Genomic DNA, 20940 nt, shown 5'->3' with positions numbered 1-20940 from the left:
CGCAATCTTAAAAATCTCAAATCAAACAAACACCCATAAAGAGCGCCTGCCGACGAGAAACACAAACTTAAAGATGCCAAAAGCATCCTAAAGGTGTAACTTTCAAGAAAAACGCCTGTCTGGCTAAGCTTTCGTCTTTACCGTCGTGCAATGCACAACGCGCATCAAAACAAAAACCGCCGTCTGCGTTTCTCTTCCTTCTCAATATAAAATTGTCAATGAACCGAAGCAAAAAGCCTCTTTAGACAAGATCAAAGCAAATGCCTTGAAAACCCTTATCTTTTTGCCACCAACCAGAAGCGCTCAAGCACCCCGTCCCGGCGGCGTGGAGCGGGTTATAGGCAGACACGCCCGCCCCGTCAACTGTCCTTTTGAAAAAAATCACCCATTCAAGGAAAAAACCTCAAACACCACTCCCAATCCCCCCAGAGCCATGCAACCCAATCCACCCCCACACACCCAAAACATCGCAGAAAACCAAGGCCCGGCAAGCCCTCTTAACAAATCCATAATTTCAACAGCGCATGGGAAAACACAAAAAACCTCACAACCCACCCTTTGTGCAGGCCGTTAAAAACCTAAGGTGCAAAAGCAGACACAACTCCACATCCTGCACTAACAAACGCGAGACGACACGAGCGGTGCTCAAACACACCGCACCCCCATATGGATGCCGGATCGGCGCTGCGCTTGTCCGGCATGACGGCTGAGGGGAAGAAGAACAAACACCGCCCTACCCCACACAGGTCATCCCGGCCTCCGAGCCGGGATCCAGACCAGCAATTACGCGCACCCGCGAGGCCCCGTGAATCTGGATGCCGGAGCAAGTCCGGCATGACAAACGAGGGAAGGACGAGCACCCCGCAGATCGAGCCACGACACAAAACGGTAAGGCCAAGCGTGGGACCTCACATCGAGTGAGGCGCATCCACGTCGCGAACACCCAATAAACAAAGCCAGAAGCAGAGCGCCGCCACTTGAAGCCTCAAGGAATAACCAGCGCCAGCAATCCGGTCTCGACTTATCCTCCCCAGAACCGGATCCTCACCACCGGATGCGCCGAGCGAAACGGCACAACGTTATCCCCCTGCGCGATTCGTCGACACGAACAGCGCCCTCAAAAAAAGGCGTCAAGCCGTCACGCTGACCCATTCTCGCCCTTATCCCCCAACCCAAGGCAGAGCAAGAGCCAGCAGTCCCTCGCCAACGCAGCCCCACCTCAAGGAGGATAACTCTTGCACGCAAAATGCGTTCGTTTGAACAAAACACGCAGATTGTGCGTGCGCACCGCATCACCACGAGCCACAACGCCCGCCCCATCGAACCGCCCAAATGGATGCCGGATCAGCGCTGCGCTTGTCCGGCATGACAGCTGAGGAAAGGAAGAGACCGAGAGAAACTAGAAGCGCCAGACACAAAATCCGGAACGCCAACGGGCTCACCCCACACAGGTCATCCCGGCCCCCGAGCCGGGATCCAGAACGGCAGTTTCGCGCACCCGCGAAGGCCCGCTAATCTGGATGCCGGAGCAAGTCCAACATGACAGCCGAGGGGAAGGCGATGGAAGGTTCGGGGGCAACGAGGCAGGACAGGGCAAAAGTGAACCGCGAAAAGCAAACAGGATCAGGTCCAGCAGCAACGCGGCGCAAAGATAAAAGGGCCAGAGCCCTACAATGAACTCTCTGCAAATTGTCCGACCGAAACCCTACCGACCTCATGCTCACGCAAAACAACAAGACCAAGATCCAACCTCGCCCCTACCCCACGCAGGTCATCCCGCGCTTGACGCGGGATCCAGACCAGCAACTACGCGCACCCGCGAGGCCCCGTGAATCTGGAGGCCGGAGCAAGTCCAACATGACAGCCGAGGGGGAGAAAGAGACCGAGAGAAACTCGAAGCACCGCATGAAAAAGCCGGCACCCCATTTGGTGCCGGCCTGATCTTGTCCATGAGATGCCCAGCTTACCCGCCGAAGTCATCCAGCATGATGTCTTCCCGCTCCACCCCGAGATCAAGCAGCATGTTGATCACCGAGGTGTTCATGATCGGGGGACCGCAAAGGTAGTATTCGCAATCCTCTGGAGCCGGATGGTTTTTCAGATATTGCTCGAACAGGACATTGTGGATGAACCCGGTGTAACCATCCCAATCGTCGTCCGGCAAAGGGTCGGAAAGGGCAACGTTCCATTCAAAGTTCGGGTTTTCCGCCTGCAGCTTGTCGAAATCTTCCACATAGAACATTTCACGCTTCGAACGCGCACCGTACCAGAACGACACCTTACGGTTTGTCTTGATGCGGCCGAACTGATCAAAAATGTGGGAACGCATGGGCGCCATACCCGCACCGCCCCCGACAAAAATCATCTCCTTGTCCGTATCGCGCGCAAAGAACTCACCAAACGGACCGGAAATCGTGACCTTGTCCCCGGGCTTCAGGTTGAAGATGTAGGAGGACATGGCACCCGGAAGGATACCGGTTGATCCGGGAGGCGGCGTTGCAATACGCACGTTGAGCATGATGATGCCCTTCTCCTCGGGATAGTTGGCCATGGAGTAAGCCCGCATCACCGGAACATCGCTGCGCGCTTCAATATCCCACAGCTTGAACTTGTCCCAGTCCTCCCGATATTCCTCCGCCACATCGAACTCAGAGAACGAATGCTTGTAGGGAGGGCACTCGATCTGAATGTACCCGCCTGCACGGAAGTTCACGTTTTCGCCTTCGGGCAGTTCCAGTACCAGCTCCTTGATGAAGGTCGCCACGTTATCGTTGGAGCGAACCGTGCACTCCCACTTTTTGACGCCAAACACCTCTTCCGGTACTTCGATTTTCATGTCCTGCTTGACTGCTACCTGACAGGACAGACGATCACCACACCGTGCTTCGCGCTTGGTGATATGGCTTTCTTCCGTCGCCAGAATCGAGCCACCACCTTCATGAATGCGCACACGGCACTGGGCGCACGTACCGCCACCACCACACGCTGAAGGCACAAAGATCTTCTCATCCGCCAGCACAGACAACAACTTGCCACCTGCGGGAACGGAGACGGTTTTCTCACCGTTGATCTCGATATTGACATTGCCCGACGCCACCAGCTTGGAGCGCGCCACCAGAATAATGGTCACAAGGGCGAGAACGATGAGGGTAAACAGGCTGATCCCTGCTGCAAAATCTTCCATGATCCGCCCCCTTAAAGTTTAACGCCGGAGAACGCCATGAAACCCATGGCCATCAAACCTGCGGTGATAAATGTAATGCCCAACCCCTGAAGTCCGTCGGGAACATCGGAGTACTTGAGCTTCTCACGCACACCTGCCATCGCCGTGATGGCCAGCGCCCAGCCGATTCCAGAGGATACCCCGTAAACACTGGCCTCCGGGAAGCTGTAGTCACGCTCCACCATGAACAGCGACCCACCCAGAATGGCGCAGTTCACGGTAATCAGGGGCAAGAAGATGCCCAGCGCGTTGTAAAGGGCCGGAAAAAAGCGATCCAAAACCATTTCCAGAATCTGCACCATCGCCGCAATCACACCGATGTAACAAATGAGACCGAGGAAACGCAGATCCACATTTTGCAGACCCGCCCAGGAAAGCGCTCCTTCATTGAGCAGATAGTGGTACAGCAAATTGTTGACCGGAACGGTGATGCCCTGAACGATCACGACTGAAATGCCGAGCCCCATGGCGGTATCCACCTTTTTGGAAACCGCGAGGAACGTACACATGCCAAGGAAGAAGGCGAGCGCGAGGTTCTCGACAAAGATCGCCTTGACGGCAAGAGAAACGAGACCTTCCATGATCAGTGTGCCCCTTCCGTTTCCATGATCTTGTATTCACGCTTTTCAACCTGAGCCGGCTTCCATGTGCGGAAGGCCCAGATGATCAAACCGATGATGAAGAACGCAGAGGGCGGCAACAGCAACATGCCGTTGGGAACGTACCAACCGCCATTGTTCACCGTTTGCAGAATTTGCACTCCAAACAGCGACCCCGAACCAAACAACTCGCGCACAAACCCTACGAGCATGAGGATCAGCGAGTAGCCCAAACCATTGCCAAGCCCATCAATCAGGGACGGGATCGGCGGGTTTTTCATGGCAAACGCTTCCGCACGGCCCATTACGATACAGTTGGTGATGATGAGGCCCACAAAGACAGAGAGGGTCTTTGAGATTTCATAGAGGTAAGCCTTGAGGATCTGGTCCACCAGGATCACCAGCGAGGCAATAATCACCATCTGCACGATAATGCGGATGGAAGAGGGAATCTGATTCCGGATCAGCGAGATCGAGAAGTTCGACAAGGCCACGACCGAAGTCACCGCAAGAGACATGACAAGTGCCACCTGCAGGGAGGAGGTCACCGCCAACGCGGAACAAATACCCAAAACCTGAAGGGTGATCGGGTTGTTGTCGACGAGCGGGTCGAGCAACATCTTTTTTCTGCTCTCAGCCATTAGGCATCTCCGTTCTTCAGGTTTTCAAGGAAAGGCTTGAAGCCGCGCTCGCCCATCCAGAACTGGATGAGGTTATCGACACCGCGCGAGGTCAACGTGGCCCCGGACAGGGAATCGATGTGGTAGTCCTGCGCGTTCGGGCCAGAACCGGCGGACTTGGCCACGCTGATGCGAACATCCCCGTCCTCGCCGTAGATCTTCTTGCCCGGCCACTGGGCCTGCCACCGCGGATTGTCCACCTCGGCACCGAGGCCCGGCGTTTCTGCATGGTCATAGAACCGAAGGCCGTAGACCTCGTTCCCGTCCGCTTCCAGGGCTACGAACCCGTAAAGCGTGGACCACAATCCATAGCCATGAACCGGCAGGATGATCCGCTCGATTGCGCCGGCCTCATTCCGAATGAGATAGACCGAAGCAACCTTTGCTTGCCGCTTGATGGAGGCCGGGTCGTCGTCCAGAGCCACACTCATGGTCGGATCGTTGGCTGCGGCTCGCTGGTCATAGGTATTGGGATCGGCAATATCCGTAAACGTGCCGGTCTCAAGATCAACAAGACGCGGCTCGACCCGTTCGTAGGCCTCGACCACATCAACACCCGGCTCATAAAGCCCGGCGACCTTGAGAATGTTGACCTTCTTGTCCAGCGCCTTGTTCAGCTCCTGCTGCGGACGCAACATCACAGCCGCGCCGGAAACAATCATGGAGCAGAACAGGCACAACACGACGGCAACGGTGATGGTGCGCGGGGCGGAATCCAGAGGCAACGCCTTGAAGCGCGCCCACAGCCCCATGTTCTGCGCAGGTTCCATATTGGATTTAAGCATGGCGTTTCACCCTCCGCGTGATGTTGGCCTTCACCACGTAGTAGTCGATCAACGGTGCGAAGATGTTGGCGAACAGGATCGCGAGCATCATGCCCTCCGGAAACGCCGGGTTGATGACGCGAATGAGAATGCACATGGCTCCGATCAGCGCCCCGTAGATGTAGCGCCCCGGATTGGTCATGGCGGCGGTCACCGGTTCAGTCACCATGAAGACCAGACCAAACATGAAACCACCTGTAACCAGATGCCAATACCACGGCATGGCGAACATCGGATTGGTATCGGACCCGACGGTGTTGAGCAGCAGGGTAAAACCGATCATGCCGGCCAGACAGCCAACAATCAGGCGATAGTTGGCAATGCCCGTATAAACAAGGAACACCATGCCGATGGCAGCAGCCAGAACAGAGGTTTCACCGAAGGAACCCTGAATAGTGCCAAGGAAGGAACTGGTCCAGGTAATGCCGTGATCGGCAAGACCTGCCACCCCTTCTGCCGCGGTTACGCCCAACGCGGTTGCGCCTGAAAAGCCATCCACCGGCGTCCATACGGAATCGCCGGACATGGAAGCCGGATAGGCAAAATACAAGAACGCGCGCCCGGTAAGGGCCGGGTTCAGGAAGTTTTTCCCCGTTCCTCCGAACACTTCCTTGCCCAGAACAACGCCAAAGGCGATGCCAAGTCCCACCTGCCACAAGGGCGTGGAAGCGGGCAGGATGAGCGAATAGAGCATGGAGGAAACAAGGAAGCCCTCGTTCACTTCATGACCACGGATGGTTGCGAACAGAACTTCGAAAAAGCCGCCGACAGCCAAGGTCACGATATAGATCGGGAAGAAGTAAAGAGCCCCGTGCACCATGTTGGCAAAGATGCTCTCGGCGTTGAAGCCAATTCCCAGTCCGGACAGGATCGCCGCGCGCCAGCCCGGCACCTCACTCATGCCCATTGCAGCAATTGCGGAGTTGGCCTGATAGCCGGTGTTGTACATTCCCATGAGGATACAAGGCACGGTAGCCAGCACCACATAGGTCATCACGCGCTTGAGATCCATGTGGTCACGGGCATGCGGAGCTGCCTTTGTGACGGTCTTCGGCGTGTAGAGGAACGTGTCCACCATCTCGTAGATGGCGTAGAACTTTTCGTACTTGCCGCCCTTTTCGAAGTGCGGCGCCAGTTTATCTAATCCACTGCGCAAGCCCACGGGTCAGCCCTCTTTCTCGATTTTTTCCAGGTTCGCGCGAAGCGCCGCCCCGTATTCGTTCTTGGAATGACAAACGAACGTGATCAGGGCGAGATCTTCCTCGTCCAGTTCAAGTGCCCCCAGCTTCTGCGAGAGGTCCGTATCCAAAGTGACCAAAGCTCGCATCAACTGCGTAGGCAGAATGTCCAGCGGCATGACGCGTTCATAAGACCCGATAGGCACAATGGCGCGAACAGACCCGTTGCGATTTGTCCCGAACGGGAACCGCAACGATTTACGGAACAAACTGGACGGATGAACGTTCTGATTGGAGAACTTGGACATGAACGGGCGCACCCAGCCAAGCACATCCTGCTTGGTGTCCTCTTCCATCAAGGTCACCTGCGTGTGGTAACGCCCAAGGAAAGCAAACTGATCATGCGCTGCACGTCCACTGAGAATGGAGCCGGAGACAACACGCACCGGCACGTCGTCATTGATTTCACCCTCCAGCAAGGTCTTCAGGTCCGCGCCCACGCGTGTGGTGACAAGACGCGGATCCGTCGCCTGCGGACCCGCAACGGAGATGACCCGCTCCATGTCCAGCTGGCCGGTTACGAACAGGGCGCCAATGGCAATGACATCCTGATAACCGATGGTCCAGACCGTCTTTTCCTCGTTGACCGGATCAAGGAAGTGAATGTGCGTGCCTGCATTGCCTGCCGGATGGACACCTTCAAAGGTTTCATGACGCACTTGCGGCAGCCCCTTGCCCGGCACCTCGTCCTTTGGATAGTGGCAAACAAAGACCGGTCCATCAGTGAGCTTGCCAAGCACCCGCAGCCCCGCTTCAAAGTCTTCCGCGCGACGCTTGATGACCAGCCCCGCATCAGCGGCCAGCGGATTGGAATCCATGGCAGTCACAAAAATGGAACGCGGTACGCTGTCGAAGCTCGGCGTCTTGGAGTACGGGCGGGTGCGGAACGAGGTCCACAAACCGGACTTTGCCAATTGCTCCCGCGCTTCTTCCGTCGAAAGGGCATCCAGCTGAGCCGCATCCCGTGCCGGATACTCCACGGCCTGCTCTTCTGCATCCAGACGAATGACGACTGTTTGCAAGACGCGGCGCTCACCTCGATTGATGGCCTCAACCGTTCCGGCACCTGGCGCAACGTAGTTGATTTCCGGTGACTGCTTGTCGATGAACAGAGGCTGGCCCTTCTTGACGTGGTCGCCTTCTGCGACCAGCATTCGGGGCTTGAGCCCATTATAGTCGCCGCCATGTACAGCAACGCGCCAGACAGGTTTGCCGTCGTGGATTTCCTGTCGCGGAGCGCCGGTTATTGGCAGGTCCAATCCTTTTGTTATCTTCATCCCTTACCCTTGCTAGGCTCCAATAGGACGTTTTCTGGAAGGGGAAAGCACTGGCAAGAGAGTTTCAGGGTTGGCACCGGCGCGATTGCACCAGCTGGCTGATACCTGAAATCCATGCATCGTCTTGGGATCGATGCGCCCGGCCCGGTGGTGCAACGCACAGTAGCAGGTACCCCCCTGCACTGCGCAACCTTCACCACACACCCCCACCACGGGTCTGGTTTGCCGCGCATCACAATCCCACATTACGGCAATTAGACTTACGTGGATTCCATGACTAGGTATCCGGCGACCCCTGATATTTCAAGAGTAATTCTAACGTCTGCCGTCACGTTAAAGTCGCTTTTTCCGGAAAACCACGCAGGGCAGTGGATGAGTGATGCATAAAGACTCCACGTGGCTAGCCCAAAACTCCACCAAAGGTTGAATGCATCGACATAGCCATCGTTCAAACATCATTTCACTTGACAGCATACGCAATAAAGCGGATTACGCGGCAAAACACTGTCACGACCGAGGCCTCCATGCATCGTTTCGCTCTTGCCCTGTTTGCGCTCCTTCTGGCGGCCTGTAGCCCGGAAGAGGCCACGCGGCAGGAAATCAAGTTCTCCGGCTCCACCATGGGCACGACCTACCACGTGCGCGTGATCAAGGGCGACAATCCACTCAGCGGCACCAAACTTCAGCAAGCCATTGACGCCAGCCTCAAGGAGGTCAACAACAGCCTATCCAACTGGATTCCGTCCTCCGAAGTGGAAAGGTTCAATGCCTCCCGCAGCACGGAATGGCTGCCGGTCTCCAAGGACTTCAGCGATATCATGCAATCCTCGTTGAAACTGCATGAGCTGAGCGGCGGACGATTTGACGTCACGCTGGCGCCGCTGATCGACTTGTGGGGGTTCGGCCCCAGTGAAGATCTGCCGCCAGAACCCAGTGCAGAAGAAATCCATGCTGCCTTGAACGCTGTCGGCATGGCAACCATGTTGGAGTTCGAGACCGATCCGCCTGCGCTGCGCAAGGTCAATCCGCAAACCACGGTCAACCTCTCTGCGATTGCAAAGGGGTTTGGCGTCGACAAGATCGCCGCGACACTGGAAGACAACGGTTTTAGCGAATACCTCGTGGAGATCGGCGGAGACCTTTATGCCAAAGGTCTGAATTCAAAAGGGACACCTTGGGTGGTGGGCATAGAAAAGCCGGATCCGTCTCAACGTGTCTTGCAACACGTGATCGAGGTTGAGGACATGGGCATGGCAACCTCCGGCGACTACCGCAACTACAAGGAAGTCGACGGCAAACGCCTGTCTCACATCATTGATCCGGTCACGGGACGGCCTATCAGTCACAAGCTCGCCTCTGTGACTGTGCTGGCAGACACAGCGGCTTTGGCGGATGGATGGGCGACAGCCATCTACGCCATGGGCCCGGACAAGGGCATGGAACTGGCGGAGCGGGAAAACCTGCCGGTATTCATGATCATCCGCGCGCAAGGCGGGTTTTCCGAACAGGCGTCTTCGGCCTTTTCCAAACTCGAGGCTCGCCCGAACCAACCTCAGGGGTAACTGACCTATGACAACCTTTTTTGCTGTATTCGGTGTTGTTTTTGCTGCGCTTATGATTGTCATGGCCGGCATGGCCATTGGAGCGGTGTTCCGCAACAAACCCATTCAAGGCAGCTGCGGCGGTTTGAACGCCATCGAGGGCAGCGACCATTGCGTCATCTGCAACCGCGAAGTTGATCCCAACAGCCCGTTGCGTGACAAGTTGCACCCTTGCAAGAACAAGGCCGCCAACAGTAGCGCTGCCTGATTCCGTAATTGTGTTCGGCAAGAAGGCACGACACCCCTGCGCAAAGCCGCGGCGTTTCAGCGCAGGGCATGTGCTAGCTGGAAAAGTCGAAGCTGCCGAACACCATCAATCCAAACATGAGTGCAGCGATCACGCCATAGACGCTGCACTTGGCTTGCCAACCTTGTTTCTGGGCGCGCCATGTATCCCGGAACATGCGTCCCGACACCATAAACACCACCAGAAACACCACCCCCCACCAACGGGACATGTTGGTAAATAGGCCCAAGAGCTCGTCCATAGGAATACTTTCACAAAAATACCTGCTATGGATCCCGACTTAGTGGAGCAGAGCCCCGGATGCAACAGGCCGCCCGGCAAACCGATATCACGGTTTGCGGCCCGAGCCCCCTGCCAGATGGGCCACCCCACCCGCAACCAGCCCGAACAAGACACCTTCGGGCACAAACCAGAATGGCGAGGCATAAATGCCAACATCCCCGAAATTTGAGAGGGTTAGCGCCTTAAAACGGTCATAGGTAAACAGCACGATCACCAAATTCATCCACCCACCCAGCAGCGGGGCCAACAGCCACCAAGGCAAGGCGATGCCCAGCGCCGGGTGCCGGTCCAAAACACCGGCAAGCCCAATAATGCCACCAAGCGTCACGTACCAGAGCAGCATCCCGATCCGCAACATCATGTCAGCATCGGGCCACACCAAAGGTGTAATAAAAAAAATGACAAGTCCCACCACGAGCCCGACTGCTTTTGCGGCTGCAAGCCGCCTGTTAAGAGATGGCGCTTTCATCAGTCTTCTCCCGTCTTGTATGTGTAGCCCCGTGACTTCATGGGAGCATGCGAAAACCGCCAGATATACGCAACAGCCCTATGACATGGATGTTCTGCTTGGCGCGCAATAACACGACATCCCTGTAATACTTCAGGGTGCTTACGTTGACCTCGCCGTTTTATTTGAGTAAAAGACCCTCCGGGATGTGGACCCATGCGCTCCATAAGATACTCGTCTGGCGAGGCGGGTTGCACTCTTTCCTTGAAAGAACTTTAAATGACGAATTTTGAAGGGGTTGCCCCAACGCTTTCCACCGCACTGGAAAAGCGCGGCTACACCACACTAACGCCCGTCCAATCCGCTGTCCTTGAAGCTGACGCCAATGGCGCCGACCTTCTGGTTTCGGCCCAGACCGGCTCAGGCAAAACCGTTGCATTCGGTCTTGCCATTGCGCCCGAAGTCCTTGGTGACACAGGAACACTGCCGCACGCCGGTGAGCCGATTGCGCTTGTCGTTGCCCCTACGCGCGAACTGGCGCTACAGGTCAACAACGAGCTGCAGTGGCTCTATGGCGAAGCAGGTGCAAAGTTTGCGACCTGTGTCGGCGGTATGGACATGCGCAAGGAGCGCCGAGCCCTGACGGCTGGCGCGCACATTGTGGTTGGAACGCCGGGGCGCCTACGAGACCATATCGAACGCGGCTATCTGGACATGTCGGCACTACGTACCGTCGTGATGGATGAAGCCGATGAAATGCTGGACCTGGGCTTTCGTGAAGACCTGGAGTTCATCCTCGGTGCTGCACCCGTGGAACGTCGCACACTGATGTTCTCGGCCACGGTACCAAAACAGATCGCGGCACTCGCAAAAACGTACCAAAAGGATGCTGTGCGCATCTCGACAGTCACGGAGCGCCAACAGCACACGGATATCGAATACCGCGCGCTGCAGGTTGCGCCGAACGACCGTGATAATGCGATCATCAACGCTCTGCGCTTCTACGAAGCCCAGAACGCCATCATCTTCTGCGCCACGCGCGAAATGGTGAAGCATCTGTCCGCCCGTCTGGGTAACCGTGGCTTTGCCGTGGTAGCGCTGTCTGGTGAATTGACGCAGAACGAGCGTAATCAGGCGCTTCAGTCCATGCGAAATGGGCGTGCTCGTGTTTGTGTCGCAACGGACGTGGCCGCGCGCGGTATCGACCTACCGAATCTGGATCTGGTGATCCACGCTGATCTGCCCAACAACTCAGAAACGTTGCTACACCGATCCGGCCGAACAGGCCGCGCAGGACGCAAGGGCGTGTGTACGCTGATCGTACCACACACCCGACGCCGTGCTGCTATGCGCCTGCTCAGCGGCGCCAAGGTCAAGGCAGAGTGGGGGGCTGCGCCTGCAGCCTCTGAAATCATCGAGAAAGACCGCGAACGGATTCTCAACAGTGCCGAACTCGCTGAGGAAATCGCCGAGGATGATCAGGCTTTGGCAACTGCGTTGTTGGAAAAGTACTCCGCCGATGTGATTGCGGCAGCGTTTGTGCGCTCTGTCAAAAGCAAACTGCCGGCACCGGAAGAGCTGCTTCAGTCGACACCTGACATGGAACGCGAACGCCGTCCGCGCAGCAACATCGAAAACGGCGTATGGTTCCGCCTGAATGTTGGGCGCAAGCACAATGCCGAACCGCGCTGGTTGCTGCCGATGATTTGTCGCGCAGGTCACATCACCAAGCGCGATATCGGTTCCATTCGCATTTTCGATGCCGACAGCCGTTTTGAACTTGCCCCTCATCTGGCCGACAAGTTCATGGAAACCATCAAGGTGAACGGTACAGGCGAGCAGTCAATCACGATTACGCGGATCGAAGGCAACCCGGAACGGGGTAACCGTCGCCCACCCAACAAGCGCCCGAGACACGGCGATCGGCGCGATGGAGGCGGCCCGCGCCGCAGCAATCGCGAACGTCGGGACTCGCGCCCGCCAAGGCATAACACCTCGGATTGATCATCAAAAAAGGCGGGATTTCCCGCCTTTTTTGTCTCTTACGCTCTCTTCAACCGAACAAGCACCCGGTCCATGGCTTGCAGAAAATGAGATCGGTCTCTTTGGGAAAAGGGCGGCGGCCCACCGGTCATCTCACCGAAGGAACGCAAATCTTCCTTCAGGTTTCGCGTAGCCAGAGCCATGCCGATGGAATTGGCATCAAACTCCTTGCCCTTGGGCGACAGCACCGCCGCACCTGCGTTCAAGCAGCGCGACGCCAGCGGAATGTCTTGGGTGATCACCAAATCCCCCGGCCCTGCCCGTTCGGCAATCCAGTTGTCCGCTTCATCCGGTCCTTCGCTGACGACAACGAGGCGAATGTCCGGGTCTCGCGGCACATTCATGAAAGCGTTGGCAACCACGAAAACGAACAGCCCAAAGCGTTCCGCGACCCGGTACACCTCCGCCTTGACGGGACAGGAATCTGCATCAACGTAAATCTGGGTGGTCATGACAGGCCCCTGCTGCAGAAACGAGAAAGGCGCTCGCAAGCGCCTTTCGGAAATGTTCTAGGCTATTTCTTGCCTTTGTTGAAGGCAGCGGCCAATGCAGCTGCCATTGCGTTGTTGCCTCCGGCGTCCGCCTGACTGGATTTTCCACCACGGTTCTGCCCGCCACGCGGCGCCGAGCCACGTCCGCCACCGCGCGGGCCGGCATCGCGGGACTGGCGTTCGCGCACCTGTTCACGCGCCTCACCACTGTCTTTCTTCATTGTCAGCCCGATACGCTTGCGCTGGACATCCACTTCGACAACCCGCACCTTCACGATGTCGCCCGCCTTGACAACCTTGTGCGGGTCATCCACGAACCGATCAGCCAGTTGCGAAACGTGGACCAGACCATCCTGATGGACGCCAATATCCACGAAGGCTCCGAAGTTCGTCACATTGGTGACCGTCCCTTCCAGCATCATGCCCGAACGCAAGTCGGAAATGGTTTCAACACCATCCTGAAAGGTTGCGGTCTTGAACTCGGGACGAGGATCGCGACCCGGTTTTTCCAGTTCCGCAAAGATATCCTTCACGGTTGGCAGGCCGAAAGTATCGTCAATGAACTCCTTGGGATCCAGATTGGCCAGCACCTTGGAGCCCATGATGTCGCGTAGATCACGCCCGCAGGCCTTCACGATCTTCTGCGCCACCGGGTAGGCTTCCGGGTGAACGGATGAGGCATCCAGCGGATTGTCACCATCAGATATGCGCAGGAACCCCGCACACTGCTCAAACGCTTTCGGGCCCAGACGGGACACCTTCAACAGTTCCTTTCGGTTTTTGAAGCGACCGATACTGTTGCGGTGCTCCACAACGGCCTTGGCCAGACTGTCACTCAACCCGGAAATCCGCGCCAGCAGAGAGGCAGAGGCCGTATTCAGATCCACTCCAACCGCGTTCACGGCATCTTCAACAACAGCATCAAGAGCACGCGCCAGTTTTGTCTGGTTCACGTCGTGCTGATACTGCCCCACCCCAATCGACTTGGGCTCGATCTTCACAAGCTCGGCCAGCGGATCCTGCAAGCGGCGCGCAATGGATGCCGCGCCGCGCAAGGACACATCGATATCTGGCATTTCCTTGGCCGCAAGCGCCGAGGCCGAATACACCGATGCGCCGGCCTCATTGACCATGACCTTGATCGGGCGGGCATCCGCTGGGATTTCCTTCAGGAGATCTGCGGCCAAACGATCTGTTTCGCGGCTTGCTGTGCCGTTGCCAATGGCAATCAAGCCAACATGATGTTTTGCAATCAGCGCCTTGAGAACAGCAATGGAGCCCACAACGTCATTGCGTGGCTGGAACGGATAAATCGTCGCCGTATCCACCAACTTGCCGGTTGCATCGACAACTGCGACCTTGACGCCGGTTCTGATGCCTGGATCAAGGCCCAACGTCGCCCGCGCGCCTGCTGGCGCGGCAAGCAACAGGTCCTTGAGGTTACGGGCGAAAACATTGATGGCTTCTTCTTCGGCTCGATCCTTCAAATCACTCATGAGATCCAGCTCAACATGCAACCCGACCTTCACCTTCCAGGTCCAGCGCACCACGTCGGACAGCCACTTGTCGGCGGGGCGACCACGGTCTTCGATGCCGGCGGCATCGGCAATCATCTGCTCCACTGGCTTGACCTTGGAAACATCGTCTGCATCCACCGTCAGGTCGACGGAGAGAACCCCTTCATTGCGCCCACGAAACAGAGCCAAAGCCCGGTGACTCGGGATCTTCGACCAGCTTTCGGCATAATCGAAATAATCAGCAAACTTGGCGCCCTCCTGTTCTTTGCCCTCGACAACCTTGGCTTGGACGACGCCATTTTTCGCAACATAGGTACGCAGGCGGCCCACAAGCTGCGCGTTTTCCGAAAACCGTTCCATGAGTATTTGCCGCGCCCCATCCAGCACCGCTTTGGCATCGGCAAACCCCTTGTCGGCATCAACGAAGGTCGCCGCTTCCGTTTCCGGCTGGCGAGTGGGGTCCGACAAGAGCAAATCTGCAAGCGGCTCAAGCCCTGCTTCACGCGCAATCTGCGCCTTTGTGCGGCGCTTCTTCTTGTAAGGCAGGTACAGGTCTTCCAGAGCCGCCTTGCTGTCCGCTGCTGCAATCTGTTTGGCAAGGTCATCGGTGAGCTTGCCCTGCTCCTCGATGGATTTGACGATAGCCTTGCGGCGATCCTCCATCTCCCGCATGTAGATCAAGCGCTCTTCCAGCGTACGCAACTGCGTATCATCCAACCCGCCCGTCGCTTCCTTACGATAGCGCGCCACAAACGGCACGGTGGCGCCTTCATCCAGAAGCTGAACAGCGGCACTAACCTGCCCGGCCGCACAGCCGATCTCCTCAGAAATCCGGCGCGCTATGCGCAGCGCGATTTCAGGAGGAAGCGCACTGGCCTTGGATGGAGTGGAAGAAACAGAAGCAGTCGTATCGGACATTGTTTACCCATTGAAGCTGTCGGCACGCCCATCGCGCCAACGCAAAATAAACCTGAAGAAAAAGCCCAATTTCGGGCGGTGGGACTCGCGCCCTCAGCGTACAACCGTGATGCGCTGCGCCGCACGGGTCACCGCGGTGTAGAGCCAGCGCTGCTGGTGTTCACGGAACGCCCAGCTTTCATCAAACAGCACCACATTATCCCATTGCGAACCTTGCGACTTGTGCACGGTCAAGGCATAGCCATAGTCGAACTCATCCGCCCGGCGGCGGATTGAATAGGGCAACTGTTCGCCCCCCTCTTCGAACATGGCAGGCAAAACCTTGACCTGTACCGCCGTTTTGGAAAGATCGTCTTCCGACACCACATCAAAACGGATGTTATTGCCCCGCGGCGGACGGAGGCGCTTTACGGCCCACAAGCCGCCGTTGAGCAGCCCTTTTTGCTTGTCGTTGCGCAAGCAGACAAGCTTGTCGCCTACCGCCGGCATCTGAGTGGTGAAGCCTTTCAAATCGCGAATACGGTTATTGTAGGAGCGACGGGTCTTGTTGGTTCCAACAAGCACCTGATCTGCCGCCAAAATCTGCTCTCGGTCGATGTCGCGCCGGGAGATGATGGCGCTTTCGCCAAACTGTCCGTACTCCAGCTCGCCGCCATCCCGAATTGTCATGGACATGCGCACGATCGGATTGTCCTTGGCCTGACGATGCACCTCGGTCAACATGAAGTCCGGCTCAGCCTCGGTGAAGAACCCGCCGCCTTTGACGGGCGGCAGCTGTGCCGGATCGCCCAGAACCAATACTTTCTTGCCAAAAGACAACAAGTCACGCCCCAGATCTTCATCCACCATGGAGCATTCATCAATGATGATAAGATCACACTTGGCCGCCGCGCTGTCGCGGTTGAGGCGGAACTGCGGGCCTTCCTCTTCCTCTTCTTCATCGGTTTTGGCCGCACGAGGTCGATAGATCAGCGAATGGATGGTGGACGCGTCCCCACAACCCTTCTGGCGCAATACATGGGCAGCTTTGCCGGTAAAGGCTCCGAACGCCACATCGCCATCAATCCCTTCAGCAAGATGCCGCGCCAGAGTGGTCTTGCCGGTTCCCGCAAATCCGAACAGCCGAAACACCTGCTGCTGCCCACGGCGCAACCAGTTGGCGGCTTCGGTTAATGCCTGATCCTGCTGTGGTGACCACTCCATTATTCTACCCTTGCGTTTCGTGCCTATGAGCACCGGTAATAAACGATTGGCGCCCTGAAAGTCGCCTCTTTTATCGTACGGTTCACAACCCAGTCCGCAGGGCAGACACTCAGATGCTCAAATCCTCCAGAACATTGCGCAAGCCCCGGCGCACATGATTGGTGCGCCCGACGACAGTTTCTGCGGCAAGCATGGAGTTGAGGATGGCCGCCTCGGTCGCATCAACTGTTGCGCGGAACACACGGTCGATCCGCGCTTCATCCAGCTGCTGTATTGTTTGAAAGCGCTTTCGTGAGTTGAGCAGAATTGGATCAGCTGTAGTAAAAGCCAGCGCGATGTCGCCACTGCCATTCCCGAAATAAGATCCCGTGCGCGCCAAAGCCACGCCCGTGCGCTTGGCAACGCGCTTCAGTTGTCGATCCGACAGCGGCAGGTTCGTTCCCACGATCATGATGATCGAGCCTTTTTCCGGACCCGCCGTTTCATCCTCCAGCGCATGCTCGAGTTGCGGCCCCAGATCCAGCCCGTTCATGATGAAGTCCGGCATGCGTCCCATATTGGTCAAAACAAGTGCCCCAACATAAAAGAGCTTGCCGCCAACGGTGATCTGTCGGGACGCACTGCCAATGCCGCCCTTCAATCCGAAAGCGGACATGCCGCGCCCGGCGCCTACCGCGCCTTGATCAAACTCCGAAGAAGCCGCTTCAATAGCTTCCGCAACGTGGTGGGGCTTTATGGAAAGTGACCGAATGTCATTGAGATAGCCATCGTTGCATTCAAAAACAACCGGATTGACCGTTCCCGCTTCGCGGCCGATCTCTGGTGTGCGCTCGATCATGTATCGCACCACACCTTCATGAGCGGCACCAACCGACAAGGTGTTTGTCAGCACCAAAGGGGTTTCCAATTGGCCCAATTCTTCGACCTGAACCAACCCGGTGCTCTTGCCAAAGCCATTCAACACATGCGCTGCCGCCCGTATCCGCTCATGAAACGGGTTTTCTTCACCAATTGTCACAGCCGTGACACCGGTTTGCACCGCCCCTTCGGCCAAGGTCACATGACCAACCTGCACCCCCGGCACGTCAGCTATAGTATTGCGCGGACCTTGAGGCAGATTTCCAAGGGATGAATCCAGATGAGCGAGTAAGGGGCTGAACATAAACGGGCTACTATGTTGAGAGAAACTAAGTTATATAACTGAAGTCCAGTCATTAAGCTCGCAGTGCTAGCGCACTCCATGCTAAAAAGCAAACCACTCTTTTAAGCCCCATAAGTCCACCCCGGCAGAGCCGACGCAAAGCAACAAAGCCCGAATGACGGGCTGTGGTTCATGCCTTACATCAAAGATCCTGAAATGGAAAACACGTCGAACCCCATCAAAGGCATCGGCTTGATTTGTATCGCCTTTTTCGCCTTCTCAGCGAGTGATGCCGTCGCCAAGTTTCTCAGCAGCGGCATTCACCCGTTTCAATTGTCCTTTATTCGGTTTGTCGTGCAGTTTGTGGCCGTGATTCTGCTGTTTCGCGTCTGGAGCAATCCGCAATGCCTGACGACAAAACGCCCTTTGCTTCAACTGTTCCGCGGTCTCATGCTGGCCACGGTAACCAATCTGCATTTCATGGCCATGCAACACCTGACGCTTTCTCAGGCGATCACGATCATGTTTTCCATGCCGTTGTTGGTCACCGCCCTGTCCGGTCCCATTTTGAACGAATGGGCGGGCCCGCGCAGATGGGCCGCAATCGTGGTCGGTTTCATCGGTGTGCTTGTGGTGATCCGTCCCGGCTCCGAAGGCATGCATTGGGCGTCACTGTATTCCGTTGGTGCTGCAATCTGCTATTCCATTTACACGTTGCAAACCCGCATCCTTTCGCAAACCGACAACAACCAGAGCATGTTGTTTTATGCCGCCATTGCAGGCTCCGTGGCCATGGCGCCCTTGAGCTACACCGTCTGGATACCAGTGACAGCACCTATTGAGATCGGCCTGATCGGGTTTCTTTGCGTGGGCGCAATGGGCGGCCACTGGATTTTGCAGCAGGCCTACCGTCTGGCGCCAGCACCAATTTTGGCCCCGTTCATGTATACGCAGATGATATGGATGGGCTTGCTGGGCTTCGCCATCTTCGGCGATGTGCCGTCCTACTACACAATCGGCGGGTCATTGATCATCGCTGCCTCCGGTCTCTACATCTTGTACCGAGAGCAAATCACCCAACGCTCACGCACCGCAGTGTCTGATCCACGCCCCCCCGAAATGTGAGTTTCCGGGCGCGCCCCTTAATTTTCAAAGCTGTCAGGTCGGGTCGTCCGCCAGCAACTCCGACTTGACAGCACTTTGGGCCTTGGTGAATTCGACTGCCAAATCCGCATCATGAATGAAGTACTCTGGCTTGATGCTTTTCAGATGGCTCATGTCTTTGCGCAACTTGTGTAAATGGATGGCCATGGCCTGCACCGCCCCCTCCGCATCCCGTGCGCGCATATGGCGAAGCAGCAAGCGATGCTCCTCAATGACAGTGCCCAAGCGATCCATATCCAGCTGGGCCAAACGGCGATAACGGTCAATGTGCACTTTGACCTGGGTAATCAGCTCCCAGATACCGGGGTAACCCCCCGCTTGCGCTATCTGTTCGTGAAAGGCGTCATCCGCATCATGCAGGGCCTGACGGTCCGCGTTGCCAACGGCCTGTTGTTGCGTCTCAATCAGGTTTTCAAGCTTGACGAAATCATCTTCCTGCGCAAACCGGACGGCGGCCCGCACGGTGGTTTCCTCAAGGGCCTGGCGCACAACGAGTGCTTCAGGCAAGGCAGACAACGGGATGCGGCCGACAAAAGTGCCAGATTTGGGCGCGACCTCCACCAGCCGCTCATCGGAAAGGCGCAGGATGGCCTCCCGTACCGGCGTTCGGCTGACACCATATGCCTGCGCCAGATCATGTTCACTAATGGGTATTCCCGGCACCAGCTCCGTTGAAATGATTCGCGCCCGCAAACCACGCAGAATGACATCCGCGCTCGATGTACCCGTACGACCGGCGTACATTCCGGGACCGGTTGGCGGTGTATTGTGGGCCCGGGGCTTACGAGGTGCCCGGCTTGAACGCGAGGTTTCCATACGGATTGCTCCGGCTATCAATAATTTCTTGTTTATCTTATATACAAGTTATATAGATTGATGAGCAAGTAAATACCGGTGCCGGCGAGTGGCCGCGCGAATTGGGCAATGAAGCGCCCAGCGCGCCCTGAACGGACCGGCATTTCCTGCAACCGCCCAACGGCGGCAACCGATCGGCGATATAAACCTATTCACGTCACCCGGCTACTGGTTTTGTCGGCGTGACGATACGGGAACACCAAGAGGACCCAAATGACCGCAGATATCATCAGCTTTGGCGAACCGCTGTTCGAGTTCAGCCAGGTCAAGGAAAGCGGCGACGGCCCTGATTATCTCAGCGGCTTTGGCGGCGACACATCCAACTTCGCCTGCAGCGCCTCCCGCCAAGGGGCTTCGGTCGCGGTCCTTGCCCATTTGGGGGCAGATGTGTTTGGCGACAAATTTGTCGACCTGTGGGAGAAGGAAGGCGTCAAGACCGATCTGGTTGTCCGCAATCCGCAGGCACCGACCGGAATTTACTTTATCTCCTACGACGAACGGGGTCACCACTTCACGTTTGCACGCAAAGGATCGGCAGCCTCTCTCATCACTCCAGATCAATTGCCGGAAGATGCGATCAAGAACGCCAAGCTTCTGCACACCTCCGCGATCACTTGTGCCATCAGCGTGACCTCGTGCGACTCGGTGTTCAAGGCAATCGAAATCGCCAAGGCCAACAACACCTTGACGTCTTTTGACACCAATCTGCGTCTCAAATTGTGGGGGCTGGACAGAGCTCGTGGCGTGATTCACGAGGTCGCTCGCCATGTAGACTTCATTATGCCCAGTGTTGACGAAGCCGAATTGCTGACCGGTTTGAACGATCCAGATCAGATCTGTGATTTCTATCTCAAGCTGGGCGCACAAAACGTCATTTTGAAGCTCGGCAAGCAGGGCGCCATGTACGCTACAGCGCAAGAGCGCAAACGCGTTGCAGGAAACCCGGTGGAAGCCAAGGATGCAACGGGCGCAGGAGACTGTTTCTCCGGGGCCTTCTTCAGTCAGATTGTTGCTGGCAAGTCTTTGGAAGACTCACTCAAATATGCAAACGCAGCGGCAGCTTTGACGACTCAAGGTTTCGGCGCCGTCGCCCCGATCCCCTATAAGGCCGATGTTGAGGCCTTTATGAAAGAGCGTGGAGTGCTCTAAAAACAACTCCTCCTCCCAAGCCCGAAAGCCCCGCACCTCC

18 protein-coding genes are annotated in these 20940 nt (G+C 56.7%); 5 read left to right on the top strand and 13 right to left on the bottom strand.

What is annotated here, in order from left to right:
* Positions 1-1963: 1963 nt before the first annotated feature.
* From nqrF to G512_RS0113580, 6 genes are read right to left on the bottom strand one after another with little or no spacing between them, the layout of a single operon-like run.
* The gene (gene nqrF, locus G512_RS0113605; RefSeq protein ID WP_028482199.1) at positions 1964-3184 is read right to left on the bottom strand and encodes an NADH:ubiquinone reductase (Na(+)-transporting) subunit F; all 1221 of its coding nucleotides are present in this window, start codon (positions 3182-3184) and stop codon (positions 1964-1966) included.
* 11 nt (positions 3185-3195) lie between these two features.
* The gene (gene nqrE / locus G512_RS0113600; protein WP_028482198.1) at positions 3196-3804 is read right to left on the bottom strand and encodes an NADH:ubiquinone reductase (Na(+)-transporting) subunit E; all 609 of its coding nucleotides are present in this window, start codon (positions 3802-3804) and stop codon (positions 3196-3198) included.
* A gap of 2 nt (positions 3805-3806) precedes the next feature.
* Positions 3807-4463 (bottom strand): NADH:ubiquinone reductase (Na(+)-transporting) subunit D, encoded by a 657-nt coding sequence (locus G512_RS0113595; RefSeq protein ID WP_028482197.1) that lies wholly within the window; start codon positions 4461-4463, stop codon positions 3807-3809.
* Positions 4463-5287, bottom strand: a complete 825-nt coding sequence (locus G512_RS0113590; RefSeq protein WP_228130514.1) for a Na(+)-translocating NADH-quinone reductase subunit C — start codon at positions 5285-5287, stop codon at positions 4463-4465. The genes G512_RS0113595 and G512_RS0113590 overlap by 1 nt, the downstream gene beginning before the upstream one ends.
* Positions 5280-6488, bottom strand: a complete 1209-nt coding sequence (locus G512_RS0113585; protein WP_028482195.1) for an NADH:ubiquinone reductase (Na(+)-transporting) subunit B — start codon at positions 6486-6488, stop codon at positions 5280-5282. Before G512_RS0113585 ends, G512_RS0113590 begins: the two co-directional genes overlap by 8 nt.
* Positions 6489-6491: 3 nt before the next feature.
* Complete coding sequence (locus tag G512_RS0113580; protein ID WP_028482194.1) at positions 6492-7841, bottom strand: Na(+)-translocating NADH-quinone reductase subunit A; 1350 nt, start codon at positions 7839-7841, stop codon at positions 6492-6494.
* Positions 7842-8365: 524 nt separating this feature from the next.
* Between G512_RS0113580 and G512_RS0113575 the strand changes: the two genes are divergently transcribed.
* A complete protein-coding gene (locus G512_RS0113575) occupies positions 8366-9403 on the top strand; it encodes an FAD:protein FMN transferase (protein ID WP_028482193.1) in 1038 nt (345 codons plus the stop codon).
* 7 nt (positions 9404-9410) lie between these two features.
* A complete protein-coding gene (nqrM, locus tag G512_RS0113570; protein ID WP_028482192.1) occupies positions 9411-9650 on the top strand; it encodes a (Na+)-NQR maturation NqrM in 240 nt (79 codons plus the stop codon).
* A 73-nt stretch (positions 9651-9723) separates the two neighbouring features.
* Here nqrM and G512_RS0113565 read toward each other — a convergent pair whose 3' ends face one another.
* Both G512_RS0113565 and G512_RS0113560 read right to left on the bottom strand, forming a co-directional pair.
* On the bottom strand, positions 9724-9930 hold the full coding sequence (locus G512_RS0113565) for a hypothetical protein (protein WP_028482191.1): 207 nt from the start codon (positions 9928-9930) through the stop codon (positions 9724-9726).
* A gap of 87 nt (positions 9931-10017) precedes the next feature.
* The gene (locus tag G512_RS0113560) at positions 10018-10440 is read right to left on the bottom strand and encodes a hypothetical protein (protein ID WP_036489813.1); all 423 of its coding nucleotides are present in this window, start codon (positions 10438-10440) and stop codon (positions 10018-10020) included.
* 258 nt (positions 10441-10698) lie between these two features.
* On the opposite strand from G512_RS0113560, the gene G512_RS21155 reads away from it, so the two are divergent.
* On the top strand, positions 10699-12423 hold the full coding sequence (locus G512_RS21155; RefSeq protein ID WP_081657491.1) for a DEAD/DEAH box helicase: 1725 nt from the start codon (positions 10699-10701) through the stop codon (positions 12421-12423).
* A 38-nt stretch (positions 12424-12461) separates the two neighbouring features.
* Here G512_RS21155 and G512_RS0113550 read toward each other — a convergent pair whose 3' ends face one another.
* From G512_RS0113550 to G512_RS0113535, 4 genes are all read right to left on the bottom strand, one after another.
* Entirely contained in the window at positions 12462-12914 is a 453-nt protein-coding gene (locus tag G512_RS0113550; RefSeq protein WP_028482189.1) for a YaiI/YqxD family protein, read from the bottom strand.
* 62 nt (positions 12915-12976) lie between these two features.
* Positions 12977-15388 (bottom strand): Tex family protein, encoded by a 2412-nt coding sequence (locus G512_RS0113545; protein WP_028482188.1) that lies wholly within the window; start codon positions 15386-15388, stop codon positions 12977-12979.
* A 93-nt stretch (positions 15389-15481) separates the two neighbouring features.
* Positions 15482-16591 carry an ATP-dependent DNA helicase gene (locus G512_RS0113540; RefSeq protein WP_028482187.1) on the bottom strand — a complete coding sequence of 370 codons (1110 nt, stop codon included), beginning with the start codon at positions 16589-16591 and terminating at the stop codon, positions 15482-15484.
* A 109-nt stretch (positions 16592-16700) separates the two neighbouring features.
* Entirely contained in the window at positions 16701-17753 is a 1053-nt protein-coding gene (locus tag G512_RS0113535; RefSeq protein WP_028482186.1) for a DmpA family aminopeptidase, read from the bottom strand.
* Positions 17754-17924: 171 nt separating this feature from the next.
* On the opposite strand from G512_RS0113535, the gene G512_RS21150 reads away from it, so the two are divergent.
* The gene (locus G512_RS21150; protein WP_051269355.1) at positions 17925-18857 is read left to right on the top strand and encodes a DMT family transporter; all 933 of its coding nucleotides are present in this window, start codon (positions 17925-17927) and stop codon (positions 18855-18857) included.
* A 33-nt stretch (positions 18858-18890) separates the two neighbouring features.
* Here the strand turns inward: G512_RS21150 and G512_RS21145 are convergent, their stop codons facing one another.
* Positions 18891-19712 carry a GntR family transcriptional regulator gene (locus G512_RS21145; RefSeq protein ID WP_228130513.1) on the bottom strand — a complete coding sequence of 274 codons (822 nt, stop codon included), beginning with the start codon at positions 19710-19712 and terminating at the stop codon, positions 18891-18893.
* Between the two features lie 252 nt (positions 19713-19964).
* Here G512_RS21145 and G512_RS0113520 point away from each other — a divergent pair, with 252 nt between their 5' ends.
* The gene (locus tag G512_RS0113520) at positions 19965-20900 is read left to right on the top strand and encodes a sugar kinase (protein ID WP_028482185.1); all 936 of its coding nucleotides are present in this window, start codon (positions 19965-19967) and stop codon (positions 20898-20900) included.
* Positions 20901-20940: the final 40 nt, after the last annotated feature.

Source organism: Pseudovibrio exalbescens DSM 16456, from assembly GCF_000422785.1.
Taxonomy (GTDB): Bacteria; Pseudomonadota; Alphaproteobacteria; order Rhizobiales; family Stappiaceae; genus Pseudovibrio; species Pseudovibrio exalbescens.
This window is presented reverse-complemented; position numbering and strand designations above follow the sequence as displayed.